This is a genomic window from Streptomyces sp. N50, assembly GCF_033335955.1.
Taxonomy (GTDB): domain Bacteria; phylum Actinomycetota; class Actinomycetes; order Streptomycetales; family Streptomycetaceae; genus Streptomyces.
This window is the reverse complement of sequence record NZ_CP137550.1, coordinates 1,444,238-1,459,377: the sequence shown is the minus strand read 5'-3', so window position 1 is coordinate 1,459,377 and position 15,140 is coordinate 1,444,238. Positions and strand designations below refer to the sequence as shown.

Here is a 15,140-nt window from a genome sequence, read left to right as displayed (position 1 = left end):
CCGGGCGGCGACGCCTTCTGGTTTCCCCGCCCCTCCGGGGCGGGGGCGCCGGCCCCGGAGAAGTCTCACTGTTCTGTCTGCCGCATGCCGGGGCGGGGCCCGTCGCCTTTCGGGAATGGAGCACCCTGCTCGATCCGCGCATCGAGGTGGTTCCGGTGCAGTACCCCGGACGGCCGCCACGGCTGGCCGAGCCGCCGGAGACATCCCTCAAACGCCTTGCGATGCGACTGGCCGGCCCGGTCGCGGAACGGGCCGCCGACGTGCCGTACGCGCTCTTCGGGCACAGCATGGGCGCGCTCGTGGCCTATGAGGTGGCCTGTGCGCTGACCCGGCTGGGGCGGCCGCCCGTACGACTGCTGGTGTCGGGACAGACAGCCCCGCACCTCTACCGCCCCACGCGCGTGCACGCGTTGTCCGACGACGGGCTGGTCGACCACATCAGCCGGCTGGAGGGCACACCGAAGGACGTGCTGGCCAACCCCTCCCTGCTGGAGCTGTTGCTGCCCGTCCTGCGGGCCGACTTCGCGCTGTGCGAGAGCTACGTGTACACGGACACGCCCCTCCTGGGGGCCGGCATCACCGTTCTCGGCGGCACCGACGACCCGGGCGTGGATCCCGAACTGCTCGACCGCTGGGGCGACCTGACCGAGGGCGGGTGCGACGTCCGGGTCTTTCCGGGCGGCCACTTCTACCTCGTCGAACAGCAGCTGTCCGTGCTGGAGCTGATCGGGCCGGCGGTCGGAGTCACCGATGTCCCGACACCTGCCGACCGGCGGGAGACCGAACGACGAGGGGGTGTGCGCTGATGTCCTCCGATGCCGCTACCACGGCCCAGATACCCGATCTCTCCGATCCCCTGCTGTACGAGCGCGGAGAGGCGCTCGCGGTGTGGCGCCGCCTGCGCCGAGAACACCCCGTGTGCCAGGTCGTCCGTCCGGGGGGAGTCCCGTTCTGGGCGGTCCTCTCCTACGACCTCGTCGTGAAGGTCCTGTCCCAGCCGACGGTCTTCTCCTCCACGGGCGGCATGAGACTGGACGCGGACGAGACGGCCACGGCCGCCGGCGCGGGCAGGATGATGGTGATCTCCGATCCGCCACGGCACGGCAAGATCCGGCGCATCATGGGTTCCGCCTTCACCCCGCGCACGGTCCGCAGGCTGGAGGTCAACATGCGGACCACGGTGACCGAGCTGCTGCGGGGTGCGCTGGCGGGCGGGACCTGCGAGTTCACGGAGGTCGCGGCACGGCTGCCGCTCTCGGTCATCTGCGATCTGCTGGGAGTGCCCCGTGCCGACTGGGACTTCATGCTGAGCCGGACCATGACCGCGTTCGGCGTGGGCGACCGGTCCGGTGACACGGACGCGGCGGCCGCCGCCGTGGCCCACACCGAACTCTTCCAGTACTACGACGAGTTGATGCGCGAGCGGCGCCGCTCGCCCCGGGACGACATCATCAGCGCCCTGGTGCACGGCACGATCGACGGAGAACCGCTGACCAGTACGGAGGTGGTGCTCAACTGCAACGGCCTGATCTCCGGCGGCAACGAGACGACCCGACACGCCACGCTGGGCGGTCTCCTCGCCTTCATCGAGAACCCGGACCAGTGGACACTGCTGCGCGAGCGGCCCGAGCTGCTGCCCGGTGCCGTACAGGAGGTGCTGCGGTACACCTCGCCGGCGATGCATCTGCTGCGCACCGCGGCCGAGGACGCCGAGATCGGCGGTGAGCGGATCCGTGCCGGGGACCGGATCACCTTGTGGCTGGCCTCGGCCAACCGGGACGAACAGGTCTTCGCCGACCCCGACGTCTTCGACGTCTCCCGCACGCCCAACCGGCATCTGACCTTCGCGCACGGCCCGCACCACTGCATCGGTGCCGCGCTGGCCTCCACCGAGCTGACCATCATGTTCGAGGAGCTGACCCGTCGGGTCGAGCGGGCCGAACTGGCCGGTCCGGTCCGTCGGATGAGATCCAACCTCATCGGCGGCCTGGAGTCCCTGCCCGTTTCGCTGACCCCCGCGAACACATCACGCACGACGGAAGGACGGACGTGACCAACCCCTTCGACAACCCTGACAGCACCTACCTCGTCCTCGTCAACGACGAGGGCCAGCACTCCCTGTGGCCGTCCTTCGTCGCGGTGCCGGACGGCTGGCGGGTCGCCCACGCGGAGGCCTCCCGGCAGGACTGCCTGGACTACGTGGAGCGGACCTGGACGGATCTGCGGCCCAGGAGCCTGGTCGATGGGATGGCCGGTTCCGGCGGGTGACGCGCGCGGCGCGTGCCGATCCCGGGGCGACGGGGGACGGCCGCACGGTCCGAGTGGACGTGTCGGACGGCGTCGCGGTGCTCTCACTGGACCGGCCGCGGACAGGGAACGCCCTGACGCTCGAGATGCTGCGCGACCTCGGGACGGCGGTGACCGGGTTGCGCGACGACGCCGCGGTGCGCGTGGTGGTGCTCACCGGTGCCGGACGCGACTTCTGCCTCGGCGGCTCGCTCGACGAGCTGGCGGGACTTGCCGGGGACCTCCGCGCCCGTGCCGACCGGTCCGCCGAGGAGGTCCCGGCACCCGTGCGGGCTCTGGCCGAGGTCGTCCTCGGCCTGGCCGCACTGGAATGCCCGGTGATCGCGGCGGTGAACGGCCAGGCGGCCGGCGCGGGGTTCTCGCTCGCGTTGGCATGCGATCTGCGCATCGCCTCGGCACGGAGCGCCTTCAACTTCGCCTACGGCGCGCTGGGTTGCTCGACGGACGGTGCGATGTCCTGGTTCCTGCCCCGGGTGGTCGGACTGTCCCAGGCGCTGCCGCTGCTCCTGGAACAGCCGGTGCTGCGGGCCGCCGCCGCACTGCGGATCGGTCTGGTCTCGGCTGTCGTCCCGGCCGACGACCTGATGTCGGTCGCTCTCCACCGGGCCCGGGCCCTGGCGCGAGCGGCCCCCCACTCCGTCCGCACCGCGAAGTCCCTGGCCCACCAGGCGCTTTCACTACCCCTGGCGGAACACCTGCGACGGGAACACGAGGATTTCGTCCGGGGACTCGGGACACGAGATGTGCAACGCGGCCTGAATGCCCGGGAGTCCGGGAACTGGCCGGAATTCCACGGCAATTGACAGGTATGGGGTGAGGCGTGTGCGCCGACTGCTCTACCGGCTCTACGAAGGCCGAATCCAACGCCGGCTCGCCAGGGGGCCGTTGCCCCGCCATGTCGCCATCATCATGGACGGAAACCGGCGTTGGGCTCGACGGGCAGGTCTGGTGAACCCGAGCCTGGGCCACCAGCACGGCGCGGAACACGTCGAGGAGGTCCTCGACTGGTGCTCCGCCGCGGGCATCCGACACGTCACCATCTTCGCCGCCTCCACAGAGAACCTCAGCAACCGCTCCTCGGCCGAGATGGACTTCCTGATGGGCGTCATCGAGCGGGTCGTCGACGAGCACCTCACACGGCCGTCCAGCCTGTGGCGGCTGCGCATCGCGGGCGACCTGGACCTCATCCGCGACTCCACGGCACGTACGCTCAAATCCGCCGAGGAGACCACCAGCACCTGTGCCACCGGCCACCACCTCACGGTCGCCATCGGCTACGGCGGACGCCAGGAACTGCTGGACGCCTTCCGCGCCTGGATCGACGCCGAGACGGAGTCGGGCACACCGGCCTCGGAGCTGTCCGACCGTCTCAGCGCCGACGCCATCGCCGCACACCTGTACACGAGCGGCCAGCCCGACCCGGACCTCGTCATCCGCACCAGCGGGGAACAGCGGCTGTCCGGGTTCCTGCTGTGGCAGACGGCGTACTCCGAACTGTATTTCTGCGACGTCTACTGGCCGGCCTTCCGGCACGTCGACTTCCTGCGGGCCCTGCGCGCGTACGCCGCGCGCCAACGACGCTACGGCGCCTGACCGTTCGGCGTGTGCCGGCATCCCTTCCAGTCGAGGAGGGCGGCGGCCCAGGTCAGGCCGGCTCCGAAGGCGGCCATGCCCACGCGGGTGCCGCTCGGCAGTCGTCCCTCCAGCTGAGCACGGTGCAGGGACAGCGGTATCGAGGACGCCGACGTGTTGCCGGACTCTCCGACGTACACCACGGTGCGCTCCGCGGGGAACCGCAACTGGCGCAGCACCGACCTGATGATCCGCGCGTTGGCCTGGTGCGGCACGAACAGGTCGATGTCCGCCGGCTCCGCTCCCCGTACGGCGCAGACCTGGCGAGTGCTTTCGGCCATGGCGTCGACGGCTCGCTCGTAGACCTCGGCGCCTTCCATGTGCACCGTGAGGCGCTCCCGCTCCCGGTCCACGTACAGGATGTCCCCCAGGGAGCCGTCCGCCCCCAGCACGACGGCGGGAGCGCAGTCGGCACAGCAGCGTTCGGCACCGGTGGCCCGGACGACGACCGCGCCGGCCGCGTCCCCGAACAGCGGTGCGGTGAAGCGGTCGTCCGGGTCGATGATCCGGGAGGCCGCGTCGGCACCGCAGACGAGCACGGTGGACCTCCGGCCGGCGTCGATCTGCGCCACCGCCTGGTCCAGAGCGTAGAGAAAGCCGGTACAGGCGGCATTGAGGTCGACCGCGGGTACGCCCCGCAGACCGAGGCCCCAGGCCAGCTCGGGTGCCAGACCGGGGGAGACCCGGTCGGGGGTGGCGGTGGCCGCGATGACCAGGTCGACGTCCTCCGGCGCGCAGTGAGCGTCGGCGAGCGCGAGGGCGCTCGCCTCGACGGCCAACCCGGTCAGCCGTTCTCCGGGTCCGAGCCAGCGCCGTTCCCCGATGCCGGTACGACTGGTGATCCACTGATCGGAGATGCCGAGATACGCGAAATGGGAATTGCGGACCACCAGGTCCGGCCGTGCGGCGCCGACACCGCTGACCACTGCCACCATCCCTCGTCCTCCGCTCAGGAACCGCACCGGCGGTACAGGCGCTCAGGTGCTCCGACCTTCCCGTACCGGCAGGACACCTCCGCCCTGCCGATGGAGGCGAGGAAACGCAGGTAGCGGCGGGCTGTGACGGTGCTCATGCCCGTGCTCCGCGCGACATCCACGGCGGACACCTCCTCACGCGAGGGGTTGTCCAACTCACTGATCACCAGGCTCAGCGTGATCTCGGAAATGCCCTTCGGGGGCGCGCCCGTGCCCATCCGCAATCCTCCTCGTACGACTCCGGTTGACCGATTCACCAGTTCAGGACGATCTTTCCGCCGATCTGGCCCCGGGCCAGCAGGCGGAATCCCTCGACGCCGTGCTCGGCGGGGAACTCGCGGTGGATGTACGGCCGCAGGCCGTGGGCGACCATGAACGTCAGCAGTCCGCGCAGCTCCTCCATGGTTCCGCACATCACCCCGAGCACCCGCAGTTCGTTCCAGAAGATCCGGGTCAGGTGCGCCGGCGGCAGCGCTCCGGTCGTCGCCCCCGCCACCACCACGCAGCCACCGGCCCGCACCGAGCGCAGGCTGTGTGCCCAGGTTTCCCGGCCGACGCTCTCCATCACGGCGTCCACACGCTCCGGCAGCGGCGCACCCGCGGCGAACACCTGGTCCGCGCCCAGCTCGGTCGCGAGTTCGCGCTTCCACTCGTCGCGTGAGGTGGCCCATATCCGCAGCCCCGCTGCCCGGCCCAGCCGGATCAGAGCGGTCGACAGGCCTCCTCCGCTGCCCTGCACGAGCACCGTCTGGCCGGGGAGCAGTCCGGCTCGGGTGAACAGCATGCGGTACGCCGTCAGCCAGGTACCGGTGATCGCACCCGCCTCGGCGAAGCTCAGCTGCGGCGGCTTCGGGATCAGCGTGTGCCGGGGCACCGCGACCCGCTCCGCGAAGGTGCCCGGCCGCCCCTCGCCCAGCATCGTCCACTCCGGATCGCGCACGGGATGTCCGAGGAACTCACGGCCGTAGACCATGCCGTGCACGATGACGGGACGGCCGGACTCGTCCGTTCCGGCGCACTCCACGCCGAGTGTCAGCGGGTACCGGTGCGCCGGCACGCCCGATCCGCGCAGGGTCCACAGATCGTGGTGGTTGAGTCCGGCGGACCGCACCGTCACCACCGTCCAGTCCTCGTCGGGCGGTTCGGGCTCCGGGCGTTCACCGAACCGCAGCACGGCCAGCGGGTCGTCGGGGCAGGGACGCTCGGCGTAGACCGCCTTCATGGACAGGTTCCTCCGCGGCTGGGGACTGGGGGCTGGTGTGGGGCCGGCACGCCGACGGCAGAGGGGCGGCCAGGTCGCGGGCAGGGGTTCAGCCAGGGGGCGGGTAGGAGTCCGTGATGCGGGTGGCGACCTCCGGCAGCGCGAACGTGACGGCCTGCATGCGCAGTTCGGGGCCCAGGACCTCGTCCGTCGCCCGGCGCAGGTCCGCGCGCAGATGCCCCTTGAGCAGACGCAGGCTCCTCAGGGGCGCCCGGGCGGTGCGCGTGGCGAGTTCACGGGCTGTGCTCTCCACCAGGTCGTGGGCCACGATCCGGTACGGAACCCCGCGCTGGCGCAGTTCCCGACCGCGGTAGGAACGCCCGGTGAGCAGCATCTCCGTACCGAGCACGGCACCCAGCCGGGCCGGGAGCAGAGCTGTGGCTCCCACCCCGGGGGTGAATCCGTAGGCCATGAAGTTGGCGGCGTACACGGAACGTTCCGACCACACCGCGAGATCCGCGTAGAGCCCGAGGAGCAGTCCGCCGCCGATCGCGTGGCCGCGGATCGCCGCCACGACGGGGACCGGGCAGTTCAGCGGTGCGGTGATGCACTCCTCCGCGTCGAGAGTGGACCGCCCCTGGTGGAAGCCCAGCAGCTCGTCCTGCGAACCGCCGGCGCAGAACACGTCGGGTTCCCCGCCGAGCAGCACGACTCGCGTGGCGGGATGGGCCGCGGCGTCGCGCAGGGCCGCCGGCAGTGCGGCGCACAGCCGCGGTGTGATCCGGTTCCGCTCGACCGGGTCGCAGATCCGTACCCGGGCGACGGCACCGCCCACGGTCAGGCGGACGGGAGAGTCGTCGGCTGCCGGATCGACGGGCATACGGTTCCTCCCCTCTCACCGCGACGGGCCGCCGGGCGTCCGGATCCCCAGGCCCCGGCAGGGACTTGTCCCAACAGTCTTACCGAGAGCGTCGACACAGTGACTACAAGATCAACACTGGTACGGCGGCCGGTACGGCGTACACGTTGTGTCGGCGAGGTGTCGGTGGCCGGACCCGATACTCGGTGTCGAGCCGTCCGCCCGCAGTGCGACGGCTGTTCCCGTCGGCTTTCCCGACGATCCGGAAGGGACTGCGTGTTGACCACGTTCCGAGATCCAGAGGCACCCGCCGGAGAGACCGACAGCCGTGCCGGTGAACCCATCGCGGTGGTGGGGATGGCGTGCCGTGTCTCAGGGGCCGACAACCTCGACGAGTTCGCCGCGCTGCTCGACCGGGGAGAGGTGAGGTTCGGGCCGATCCCCGAGGACCGGTTCCCCGGGCTGGACGTCTCGACGCTGAAGATGACCGACAAGCCCGTCCTGCGCGCCGCGCTGCTGCACCGGATAGACGAGTTCGACGCGGCTCTCTTCGGCATCCGCAACCGCATGGCCGTGGCCATGGATCCGGCGCAACGGCTGCTGCTCGAACTCACCTGGCAGGCGCTGGAACACGCGGCCATCGCACCGGACCGGCTGGCCCGCAGCAACACCGGGGTCTACGTCGCGGCCGGCGGGTACGACTTCCGGGAGCGCGTCGCGGCGGCCGGCATACGGGACGGCTACACCGGCGTGGGCAATCTGCTGTCGTTCAACGCGAACCGCATCTCGCAGCAGTTCGATCTGTGCGGTCCCAGCATCACCGTGGACACGGCGTGCGCCGGCGGACTGACGGCGATCGCGCTCGCCGTGTCCGAACTGCGCACCGAGGCTTGTGACACCGCGATCACGGGCGCGACCAACATCCTCTGCGCCGCCCTGAACGAGGCCGCCTACCTCCAGTCGGGCATGCTCTCGCCGCGCGGCCGCTGCGTTCCGTTCAGCGCGGACGCGGACGGCTATGTCCGAGGCGAGGGCGGGGCGGTGATTGTCCTGCGCCGACTGGCAGACGCCCGGCGCGACGGCGATCCGGTGCTGGCGGTGATCCGGGGCGCCGCGGTCCGGCACGGCGGACGCACCGAGACCATGACCTCGCCCAGCCTCTCCGCGCAGACCGCGGTCATCACCCGTGCCTGGCGTGACAGCGGGCTGACTCCGCGCGCGATGGGATACCTGGAGGCCCACGGCACCGCGACGCCGTCCGGGGACCCGCTGGAGATCGCCGCCCTGTGCCAGGTGACCGGCGACGGCCACGATGCCTCGCCGGCGACCGACCGGGACGGGCGGAGCCCGTTGTGGGTCGGTTCGGCGAAGGCCAACGTCGGCCACCTGGAGGCGGCGGCGGGCTGTATCGGGCTGATCAAGGCTGTGCTGACACTGCGTCAGGGCCGGGTCTTCCCCATACCGGGACTGCACGAGATCAATCCCAGGATCGCTCTGGCGGACTCGGTCGCACTGGCGGACCGGCCGATGCGGTGGCCTTCGGCCGACCGGCCGCGTCTGGCCGGTGTGAACGCGTTCGGCATCAGCGGCTCCGTCGCCCACGTGGTGGTCGAGTCGTGGGAGCCGGACCACACCGTCCAGGACACCGTCGGCGGGCGCCCGGTGGCCTTGCCGTTGTCGGCGTCCGACGCTCCGTCCCTGCGCCGGACCGCCTCCCTGCTGGCCCGCCAACTGCCTGACTGCGGGGCCACTCTCCCCGAGGTCGCGGCAGCGCTCGGCGCCGGCCGGCGCCATCTGCCCCGGCGTGCGGTGGTGTTCGCGCGCAGCACCCAAGAGGCGTGCGAGGCGTTCGGGGCCCTGGCCGAGGACCGTTCCCACCCGGCACTGTTCGACTCCCGGACAGCGCACCCGGACCGGCCGCCCGCACAGGCCCCATGGCTCACCGGTGAGACCTCGGCGTGGCCATGGGCCGCGGAGGCGGGTCGGACCCGGGCAGCTCTGGTGACCAGTCCCTTCGACCGCCGCCGCTTCTGGATACCCGGCGAACCCGAGCTCAAGGACGCCCCGCCGCCGGACGAAGGCCCCCGATGAGAGGAAGCATCGTGTCCCTGCCAAGCAACGCCACCTCCACCTCCCAGGACGCCCTACGGACGGTTGTGGCCCGTGCGGCCAAGGTGCTCTTCGTCGCCCCGGAGGAGGTCGACCCCGAGGTCCCCCTCGTCGAGCAGGGCCTCGACAGCATCCTCACGGTGGAACTGCTGGAGTCGCTCAACGGTGTGTTCGGCCAGCAGGTCCGGGCCGCCGAGGTCAACGAGCACCCCACGCCCCGTGAACTGGCCGCCTATTACGTGCAGTTGACCGGCGGGTCCGACGGTGGCCGGGCCCAGCCGCCCGTCCTCGCGGTGGTCCGTGAGTGCCTGGCCGAGGTGCTGATGACCGAGTTCGACCCGGCCATGGACGACAGCACGTTCGCCGACCTGGGGATGGACTCGATCCTCAAGGTGGAGCTCATCTCGGTGCTCAACACCCGGCTGAACAGGTCCGACGACGAGAAGCTGCTGAACGAACACCCGACCCCGGCCCGCTTCGCCGCCTACCTGGCGCACCAGACGGACGACGAGGCGCCGCAACCGCTCCCGGAGACGTTCATGGTCATCCGGGAGGCGGTGCTGGAGGTGCTTCCCGAGACGCCGGCGGCCGCGGTGACACCGGGGTGCTCGCTGCGTGAGCTGGGCGCCTCCTCACTGGACCGGGCCGACATCGTGGCCCAGGCGATGCACCGTCTGGGCATCGAGGCGCCGGCGGACCGGCTGGCCGCGGCGGAGAACCTGGGCGAGCTCGCGACCGTGCTGGAACAGTCGAGGGACCGCGGATGACCGAACGCCGGGCACGGACCATCACCCCTCTGTCCCTGACCTCGGGAGCTGTCCTCACCGGTCACGCGGGCGACCTCGACGAGTACGCCAAGGCCCTGTCCGGCACCTGTTCGGCCGTCGCCGCTCCGGCGGAGGACACCGTGTACCGGCGGGCCGGAGCCGGAGCCGTGGCCGCCCTCACCGGCTTCACGCCGTCCGCCTGGGCCCGCGATCACCTTCCCCGGGCACCTCGGCTGCGGGAGCGGTTGGCCGCTGTCTCGGCGCGAGGCACGCTGCCCGCCGTCACCGCGGCCTGTGTCGCCGCCGCGGCCGTGCACGACGCGGCCCTGTCCGACGAAGACCTCGGCGAGTGCGCACTGATCGTGGCGGGCGGCGATCTCGCCCCGGGACACCAGGCCGAGGCGGTGGTGAGATTCGCCGACCAGGGTCACGTCGCGCCGTCCTACGCGCTCACCCATATGGACGTCGACATCGTGGGCACGGTCAGCCAGGTCACGGGCGCCGTGGGGGAGGGCTGGGTCCTGGGCGCCTCGGCGGCCAGTGGAGCGGTCGCCGTGCAGCAGGCCGCCCGTCTGGTGGCCTCGGGAGAGGCGGCGCGCTGTCTGGTCGTGGCGCCCGCTACCGAGCACTCGGCGGTCGAGCTGGCCGCTCTGCGGCAGGCCGGAGCGTTGACCGCGACCGTGCCGCACCGTGATCCGCGGACGCTGTGCCGCCCCTTCGACCGGACACGCAGTGGTTTCGTCCCCGGTCAGGGCGCCGCGGCCGTACTGATCGAACCCGTCGAGGATGCCGCGAGGCGTGGCCGTGACCCGCTCGCGCTGCTCCTCGGCCATGGCCAGGCCCTGGACGGCAGGCGGGCCGCCGACCCCACGCCGGAGGGGCAGACGACCGCACTGCGCAGGGCTTTGGACCGGGCCGGAATCGACGCACGTGACGTCGACTACGTCAACGCCCACGCCACGGGGACCCACATCGGCGACGAGATCGAGGGGCACTCCCTCGCCGCGGTGTTCGGTGCCCGCCCGCTGGTCAACGCCACGAAGGCGCTCACCGGCCACTGCTTCGGCACGTCGGGCCTGCTGGAACTCATCGCCACGGCGATCCAGCTGCGGGACGGCTTCTGCCACGGCAACCCGCACCTCACCCGGCCCTGCACGGACGGGCTCACCTTCGCTCCCCGGGACACCGTCCAGGCCGATCTCGCCGTCGCGGTCAGTTCCAGCTACGCGTTCTGCGGCATCAGCTGCTCGCTCGTGCTGGGCCGTGCCGGTACGGGAAAGGACGACCCGACATGGTGAGGCGGACGGACCGGGCCAGGACGGTCGGTATCGACGCGATCGGCGTCGACCCGGGTGCGGCCGCGATCACGGTCGACGCATTGAGCCGGGGAGACGCGGCACACGATCGCCGGGTACGCGCACTGGGCATGGAGGCACGGGGGGTGGCGCTGCCGTGCGACGACCCTGTCACGTTCGGTACGACCGCAGGACGCCGGGTCCTGGAGCAGCTGACGCCTGACGAGCGGGACGGGATCGAACTTCTCGTGTTCGCCACCGAGTCCGGCCTCGACCTGAGCAAGTCGCTGTGCGGATCCGTGCACCGGCTGCTGGGTCTGCCGAGCACCTGTCGCACCGTGGAGATGAAACAGGCCTGCTACTCGGCGACCGCCGCCGTGCAGCTCGCCGCCGCCGTGGTGGCGACGAGCCCCCGGCCCGACGCACGTGCCCTGGTAGTCACCGGCGACATCGGTCACCACCCGCTGCACAGCCTGCCGGAAGCCGTCACGGGCGTCGGCGGGGTCGCGGTGCTGGTGTCGGCCGAGCCCCGCATCGCCGCCCTGCGCCTCGGGCTGAGCGGGCTGCACTGCGCCGACGTGTCCGACACCCTCCGCCCCTCCTACACGGAGGAGGTGATCGACCCCGACCTCTCACTGCTGAGCTACCTGGAATGCCTGCGCTTCTGTTGGCAGGACTACTCGGCCAGGGTGCCGGGGGCGGACTTCCTCGCCGACTTCGACCTCCTCGCCATGCACACCCCGTTCGCGGCCATGGTGAAGGGCGCGCACCGCACTCTGACGCGTGATGTCGTCGGACTCACCCCGACGCAGATCGACGCGGACTTCGAGCGCCGGGTGGAACCGTCCCTCGCGTACGTGCGCCGCACGGGCAACATCTACACCGGCACTTCCTTGCTCTGCCTGATCAGCGCGGTGGCACACGGCGGCATAAGGACGGAGGCCGCCGCGGGCGTGTTCTCGTACGGCTCCGGCTGTTCGGCCGAGTTCTACGGCTGTGACATCGCACCGGGGGCGGCGGACCGCGTGGCCGACGGCGGGGTCCGGGAAGCCCTCGACAGCCGTTGCCCGTTGGACTTCGACCACTACGCGCGGTTCGCCGGCACCGATGTGCCGGCCGGTGTCCGCAACGCGGGCGTCGACCTGGAGGCGGCCCAGCCGGCTCTGCGGCACGTGAAGGAGGCCGGGTCGCCGCGGCTGATGCTGACCGGGGTGGAGGACTATCGGCGGCACTACGCGTGGACGGACGGTGCTCCCTGGTGACCGGCGCCCCGGCAGCGGCTCCGCGGGTGCGGATCGCCGAGCGTCCCGGTTATCTCGAAGCCAGCATCGGGCGTCGCGCCGACGACCCCAACGCGCTGGACGAGCAGCTCGTCCGCCTGTTGCACGGGGCCGTCGACCGCGCGGAGGCGATGCCGGGCTGCCGGGCCCTGGTACTCAACTCCGCCTCGGCGACCTTCTGTTCGGGACTGCCGCTCGACACGGCCGCCGACGAGCGGTGGTTCACTCGCCGGGAGACCTCGCCGTGGTACCTGTTCGAGCGTCTCACCGGCTGCGCCGTGGTGACCGTCGCGGTGCTCGACGGGCCCGCCGTGGGCGGCGGCGTGGCCCTGGCCTCCGCCTGCGACCTGGTCCTGGCCGGCGACCGGGCGGGCTGGCGCTGTACGGAAGCGCTGCTGGGGCTCGTTCCGGCGATGGCGCTGCCCTTCGTCGCACGGCGGATCGGTGAGCATCGCGCCTGCCTCATGGCGCTCACCACCATGGAGGTCGACGCGGCACGTGGCGCCGAGTGGGGGCTGGCGGACCTGGTGGGTGCCGACGGCGCCACGTTGCTGCCGAGCGCACTGCGCCCTCTGCGCGGGTGCCGACCGGAAGCCGTGCGCGCGTTGAAGGCCTACCGGCGGGAGGCGTTTCCCTGGCCGCCGGGTCTGGCCGATCGGGCGCCGGCGGTGCTGGCGGGGCGGCTGGCCAGCCCGGAGACACGCCGACTGATGGACTTGGCGCGTCCCGCGTGGGAGGGCGTATGACCGAGATCTGGATGTTCCCCGGGCAGGGAGGCCAGCGCGTCGGTATGGGCGCACGCTGGTGGGACGCGGCCCCGGAACTCGTGGAGGCGGCGGATGCCGTCCTCGGCTATTCGGTGCGCGACCTGTGCGAGAACGGGCCCCAGGAGCGGCTGGACGACACGCGGTACGCGCAGCCGGCCCTGTACGTCGTGGGGGCCGCGGCGTGGCGGGCGGCCCTCGCGTCGGGGGCGCCCGCGCCCGAAGTGGTCTGCGGTCACAGCCTCGGCGAGTACAACGCGCTGGAGTGCGCCGGCGCCATGGATTTCGCCGACGGGCTGCGGCTGGTGCGCCGCCGTGCCGAGGCGATGGCGGCGGTGACCGGCAGCGGCATGCTGGCGGTGCTCGGCCTCGGCTGGGACCGGCTGGGACCGTTGCTCGACCCCGAGCGTCACGGAGACGTGAGTCTCGCGGTGACCAATGGACCCCGGCAGCTGGTGGTGGGCGGCCCGACACCACAACTACGGTCCCTCGCCATGGAACTGACGGACCGTCGGATCTGTGAGACGCGGCCGCTGCGGGTGAGCGGGGCGTTCCATACGCCGCTCATGGCCCCGGCCGCGCGGGAGTTCGCCCCCGCGGCGGCAGGGCTTGAGTGGGCCGAGCCGGCGATCCCGGTGCCGGCCAATGTGACGGCCCGGCCCCACGACCGGCGCCAACTGCCGGATCTGCTGGTGCGGCACCTGACGCTCCCGGTCCTCTGGCACAGCACAGTGGAGTCACTGCTGGGTCTGCCCGCGCCGCACTTCCGCGAGATCGGCGGCGGCACCGCACTCATGGGAATGGTGAGGGCGGCGCGCCTGGCCGCCACCCCGTCGAACTGAACACCAGGAGGGGTCATGGACGCGAACACGTACACGAGGCAGAAGATCGAGGAGATGGTCGACGCGTGGCTGCGTGAGCTGAACGTGGAGGGACCGCTCGACCCGGAGGCGTTACTGCTGGATCTGGGGGTCGACTCGTTGAGTGTCGTGGACTTCAGCCAGATGCTGCGTCGCGAACTCGGAGTGGAGATCAAGGCCGCGGAGTTCGACCTCTACGCCACCGTGTCGGAGATGGTGTCCGAGGTCTGTGAACGGATCAGGGAGCAGTAGTCGTGGAGGGCAGCAGGAACCGGAAGCGGGTGTCGGCCTTGTCCAGAAGGATGCGTTGGTAGAGGGACTTCAGCTCCGGGGACGGTTCGATGCCGTAGTCGCGCACCAGGCGGTTGTGCAACGACCGGTAGACCTCCATGGCCTCCACCTTCCGGCCGATCCGGCACAGGGCGGTGATCAGGATCGTGTTCAGCCCCTCGTCCGCGGACCCGGCCAGGCCCTCCGGGTGCAGCCGGGCCACCGCGGCCTGCGGACGGTTCAACCGCAGTTGGGCCTCCGCCCAGGTGCGCAGGGCGAGAGTACGCAGCTCTTCCCAGTACTGTGCGGCGATCCGGTGGCACTCCCCGTCCACCACACCGCCGAACGGCTGCCCCTGCCAGACGGCAAGCGCCAGGTCCAGGGCACGGATCGCGGCCTCGGCGCAGGTCGTCGACATCGCCGTGGCCTCGTGTATGAGTTGCTCGAAGTACAGGGCGTCCACCCGCGCAGGGGCGACGTCGAGCATGTATCCGCCCCCCACCGTGCACACCTGCAGTTCCGTCTCGCTCCAACCGAGCCGTGTGAGGGTCTTGCGCAGTCGGGCCACGTGCGCCTGGACCGCCTGCTCCGGTTGGAGCGGGGGCGCGCCCGCCCACAGTTCTTCGACGATGACGCCGGTCGCCACCGGCCGTTGAGCCGACATGGCGAGCAGTTCCAGCAAACTGCGGCGCAGGGAGGGGCGAGGGCTGCAGGCGTCACCTGTGGCGGCTGTGAGAAGGGTCGGACGGAGAAGGCAGATGGCGTGCCGAATGCTGCCATCACGTGACTGCATGGGTCACCTCTCTGAAGGCCGCGGTTCGG

17 protein-coding genes are annotated in these 15,140 nt (G+C 71.5%); 12 read left to right on the top strand and 5 right to left on the bottom strand.

The window, feature by feature from the left end; all coding sequences use genetic code 11:
• Positions 1-17 precede the first annotated feature (17 nt).
• The 5 genes from R2B38_RS51215 to uppS are packed head-to-tail and all read left to right on the top strand — an operon-like array spanning position 18 to position 3,900.
• Positions 18-806, top strand: a complete 789-nt coding sequence (locus tag R2B38_RS51215; protein ID WP_318023112.1) for a thioesterase II family protein — start codon at positions 18-20, stop codon at positions 804-806.
• Positions 806-2,053 carry a cytochrome P450 gene (locus R2B38_RS51210; RefSeq protein ID WP_318023050.1) on the top strand — a complete coding sequence of 416 codons (1,248 nt, stop codon included), beginning with the start codon at positions 806-808 and terminating at the stop codon, positions 2,051-2,053. The genes R2B38_RS51215 and R2B38_RS51210 overlap by 1 nt, the downstream gene beginning before the upstream one ends.
• A complete protein-coding gene (locus R2B38_RS51205) occupies positions 2,050-2,268 on the top strand; it encodes an MbtH family protein (protein ID WP_318023049.1) in 219 nt (72 codons plus the stop codon). The genes R2B38_RS51210 and R2B38_RS51205 overlap by 4 nt, the downstream gene beginning before the upstream one ends.
• Positions 2,269-2,327: 59 nt before the next feature.
• Positions 2,328-3,110, top strand: a complete 783-nt coding sequence (locus tag R2B38_RS51200; protein WP_318023048.1) for an enoyl-CoA hydratase/isomerase family protein — start codon at positions 2,328-2,330, stop codon at positions 3,108-3,110.
• Between the two features lie 10 nt (positions 3,111-3,120).
• On the top strand, positions 3,121-3,900 hold the full coding sequence (gene uppS, locus R2B38_RS51195) for a polyprenyl diphosphate synthase (RefSeq protein ID WP_318023047.1): 780 nt from the start codon (positions 3,121-3,123) through the stop codon (positions 3,898-3,900).
• Here the strand turns inward: uppS and R2B38_RS51190 are convergent.
• From R2B38_RS51190 to R2B38_RS51175, 4 genes are all read right to left on the bottom strand, one after another.
• On the bottom strand, positions 3,888-4,874 hold the full coding sequence (locus R2B38_RS51190) for a beta-ketoacyl-ACP synthase 3 (protein ID WP_318023046.1): 987 nt from the start codon (positions 4,872-4,874) through the stop codon (positions 3,888-3,890). The genes uppS and R2B38_RS51190 overlap by 13 nt on opposite strands.
• A gap of 14 nt (positions 4,875-4,888) precedes the next feature.
• Positions 4,889-5,131 (bottom strand): hypothetical protein, encoded by a 243-nt coding sequence (locus tag R2B38_RS51185; protein WP_318023045.1) that lies wholly within the window; start codon positions 5,129-5,131, stop codon positions 4,889-4,891.
• Positions 5,132-5,166: 35 nt separating this feature from the next.
• On the bottom strand, positions 5,167-6,135 hold the full coding sequence (locus R2B38_RS51180; protein WP_318023044.1) for a zinc-binding dehydrogenase: 969 nt from the start codon (positions 6,133-6,135) through the stop codon (positions 5,167-5,169).
• Between the two features lie 88 nt (positions 6,136-6,223).
• Positions 6,224-6,994 (bottom strand): polyketide synthase, encoded by a 771-nt coding sequence (locus tag R2B38_RS51175; RefSeq protein WP_318023043.1) that lies wholly within the window; start codon positions 6,992-6,994, stop codon positions 6,224-6,226.
• 258 nt (positions 6,995-7,252) lie between these two features.
• Between R2B38_RS51175 and R2B38_RS51170 the strand changes: the two genes are divergently transcribed.
• The 7 genes from R2B38_RS51170 to R2B38_RS51140 are packed head-to-tail and all read left to right on the top strand — an operon-like array spanning position 7,253 to position 14,300.
• Positions 7,253-9,064, top strand: a complete 1,812-nt coding sequence (locus tag R2B38_RS51170; protein WP_318023042.1) for a polyketide synthase — start codon at positions 7,253-7,255, stop codon at positions 9,062-9,064.
• A gap of 11 nt (positions 9,065-9,075) precedes the next feature.
• Positions 9,076-9,849, top strand: a complete 774-nt coding sequence (locus R2B38_RS51165) for a phosphopantetheine-binding protein (protein WP_318023041.1) — start codon at positions 9,076-9,078, stop codon at positions 9,847-9,849.
• Complete coding sequence (locus R2B38_RS51160; protein ID WP_318023040.1) at positions 9,846-11,147, top strand: beta-ketoacyl synthase N-terminal-like domain-containing protein; 1,302 nt, start codon at positions 9,846-9,848, stop codon at positions 11,145-11,147. The genes R2B38_RS51165 and R2B38_RS51160 overlap by 4 nt, the downstream gene beginning before the upstream one ends.
• Positions 11,141-12,406, top strand: coding sequence for a hydroxymethylglutaryl-CoA synthase family protein (locus tag R2B38_RS51155; protein WP_318023039.1), 1,266 nt, complete (start codon positions 11,141-11,143; stop codon positions 12,404-12,406). The genes R2B38_RS51160 and R2B38_RS51155 overlap by 7 nt, the downstream gene beginning before the upstream one ends.
• Positions 12,403-13,170, top strand: a complete 768-nt coding sequence (locus R2B38_RS51150) for an enoyl-CoA hydratase-related protein (RefSeq protein WP_318023038.1) — start codon at positions 12,403-12,405, stop codon at positions 13,168-13,170. Before R2B38_RS51155 ends, R2B38_RS51150 begins: the two co-directional genes overlap by 4 nt.
• The gene (locus R2B38_RS51145) at positions 13,167-14,030 is read left to right on the top strand and encodes an ACP S-malonyltransferase (RefSeq protein WP_318023037.1); all 864 of its coding nucleotides are present in this window, start codon (positions 13,167-13,169) and stop codon (positions 14,028-14,030) included. The genes R2B38_RS51150 and R2B38_RS51145 overlap by 4 nt, the downstream gene beginning before the upstream one ends.
• 15 nt (positions 14,031-14,045) lie before the next feature.
• A complete protein-coding gene (locus R2B38_RS51140) occupies positions 14,046-14,300 on the top strand; it encodes an acyl carrier protein (protein ID WP_318023036.1) in 255 nt (84 codons plus the stop codon).
• Here R2B38_RS51140 and R2B38_RS51135 read toward each other — a convergent pair.
• Positions 14,287-15,111 (bottom strand): AfsR/SARP family transcriptional regulator, encoded by an 825-nt coding sequence (locus tag R2B38_RS51135; RefSeq protein ID WP_318023035.1) that lies wholly within the window; start codon positions 15,109-15,111, stop codon positions 14,287-14,289. The two genes, R2B38_RS51140 and R2B38_RS51135, sit on opposite strands and share 14 nt — an antisense overlap.
• Positions 15,112-15,140: the final 29 nt, after the last annotated feature.

Coding starts and splice junctions, on each gene's coding strand:
- R2B38_RS51185 (WP_318023045.1), bottom strand. CDS start 5,131: ATGGGCACGGGCGCGCCCCCGAAGGGCATTTCCGAGATCACGCTGAGC.
- R2B38_RS51155 (WP_318023039.1), top strand. CDS start 11,141: ATGGTGAGGCGGACGGACCGGGCCAGGACGGTCGGTATCGACGCGATC.
- R2B38_RS51190 (WP_318023046.1), bottom strand. CDS start 4,874: ATGGTGGCAGTGGTCAGCGGTGTCGGCGCCGCACGGCCGGACCTGGTG.
- R2B38_RS51175 (WP_318023043.1), bottom strand. CDS start 6,994: ATGCCCGTCGATCCGGCAGCCGACGACTCTCCCGTCCGCCTGACCGTG.
- R2B38_RS51135 (WP_318023035.1), bottom strand. CDS start 15,111: ATGCAGTCACGTGATGGCAGCATTCGGCACGCCATCTGCCTTCTCCGT.
- R2B38_RS51210 (WP_318023050.1), top strand. CDS start 806: ATGTCCTCCGATGCCGCTACCACGGCCCAGATACCCGATCTCTCCGAT.
- R2B38_RS51140 (WP_318023036.1), top strand. CDS start 14,046: ATGGACGCGAACACGTACACGAGGCAGAAGATCGAGGAGATGGTCGAC.
- R2B38_RS51180 (WP_318023044.1), bottom strand. CDS start 6,135: ATGAAGGCGGTCTACGCCGAGCGTCCCTGCCCCGACGACCCGCTGGCC.
- R2B38_RS51160 (WP_318023040.1), top strand. CDS start 9,846: ATGACCGAACGCCGGGCACGGACCATCACCCCTCTGTCCCTGACCTCG.
- R2B38_RS51145 (WP_318023037.1), top strand. CDS start 13,167: ATGACCGAGATCTGGATGTTCCCCGGGCAGGGAGGCCAGCGCGTCGGT.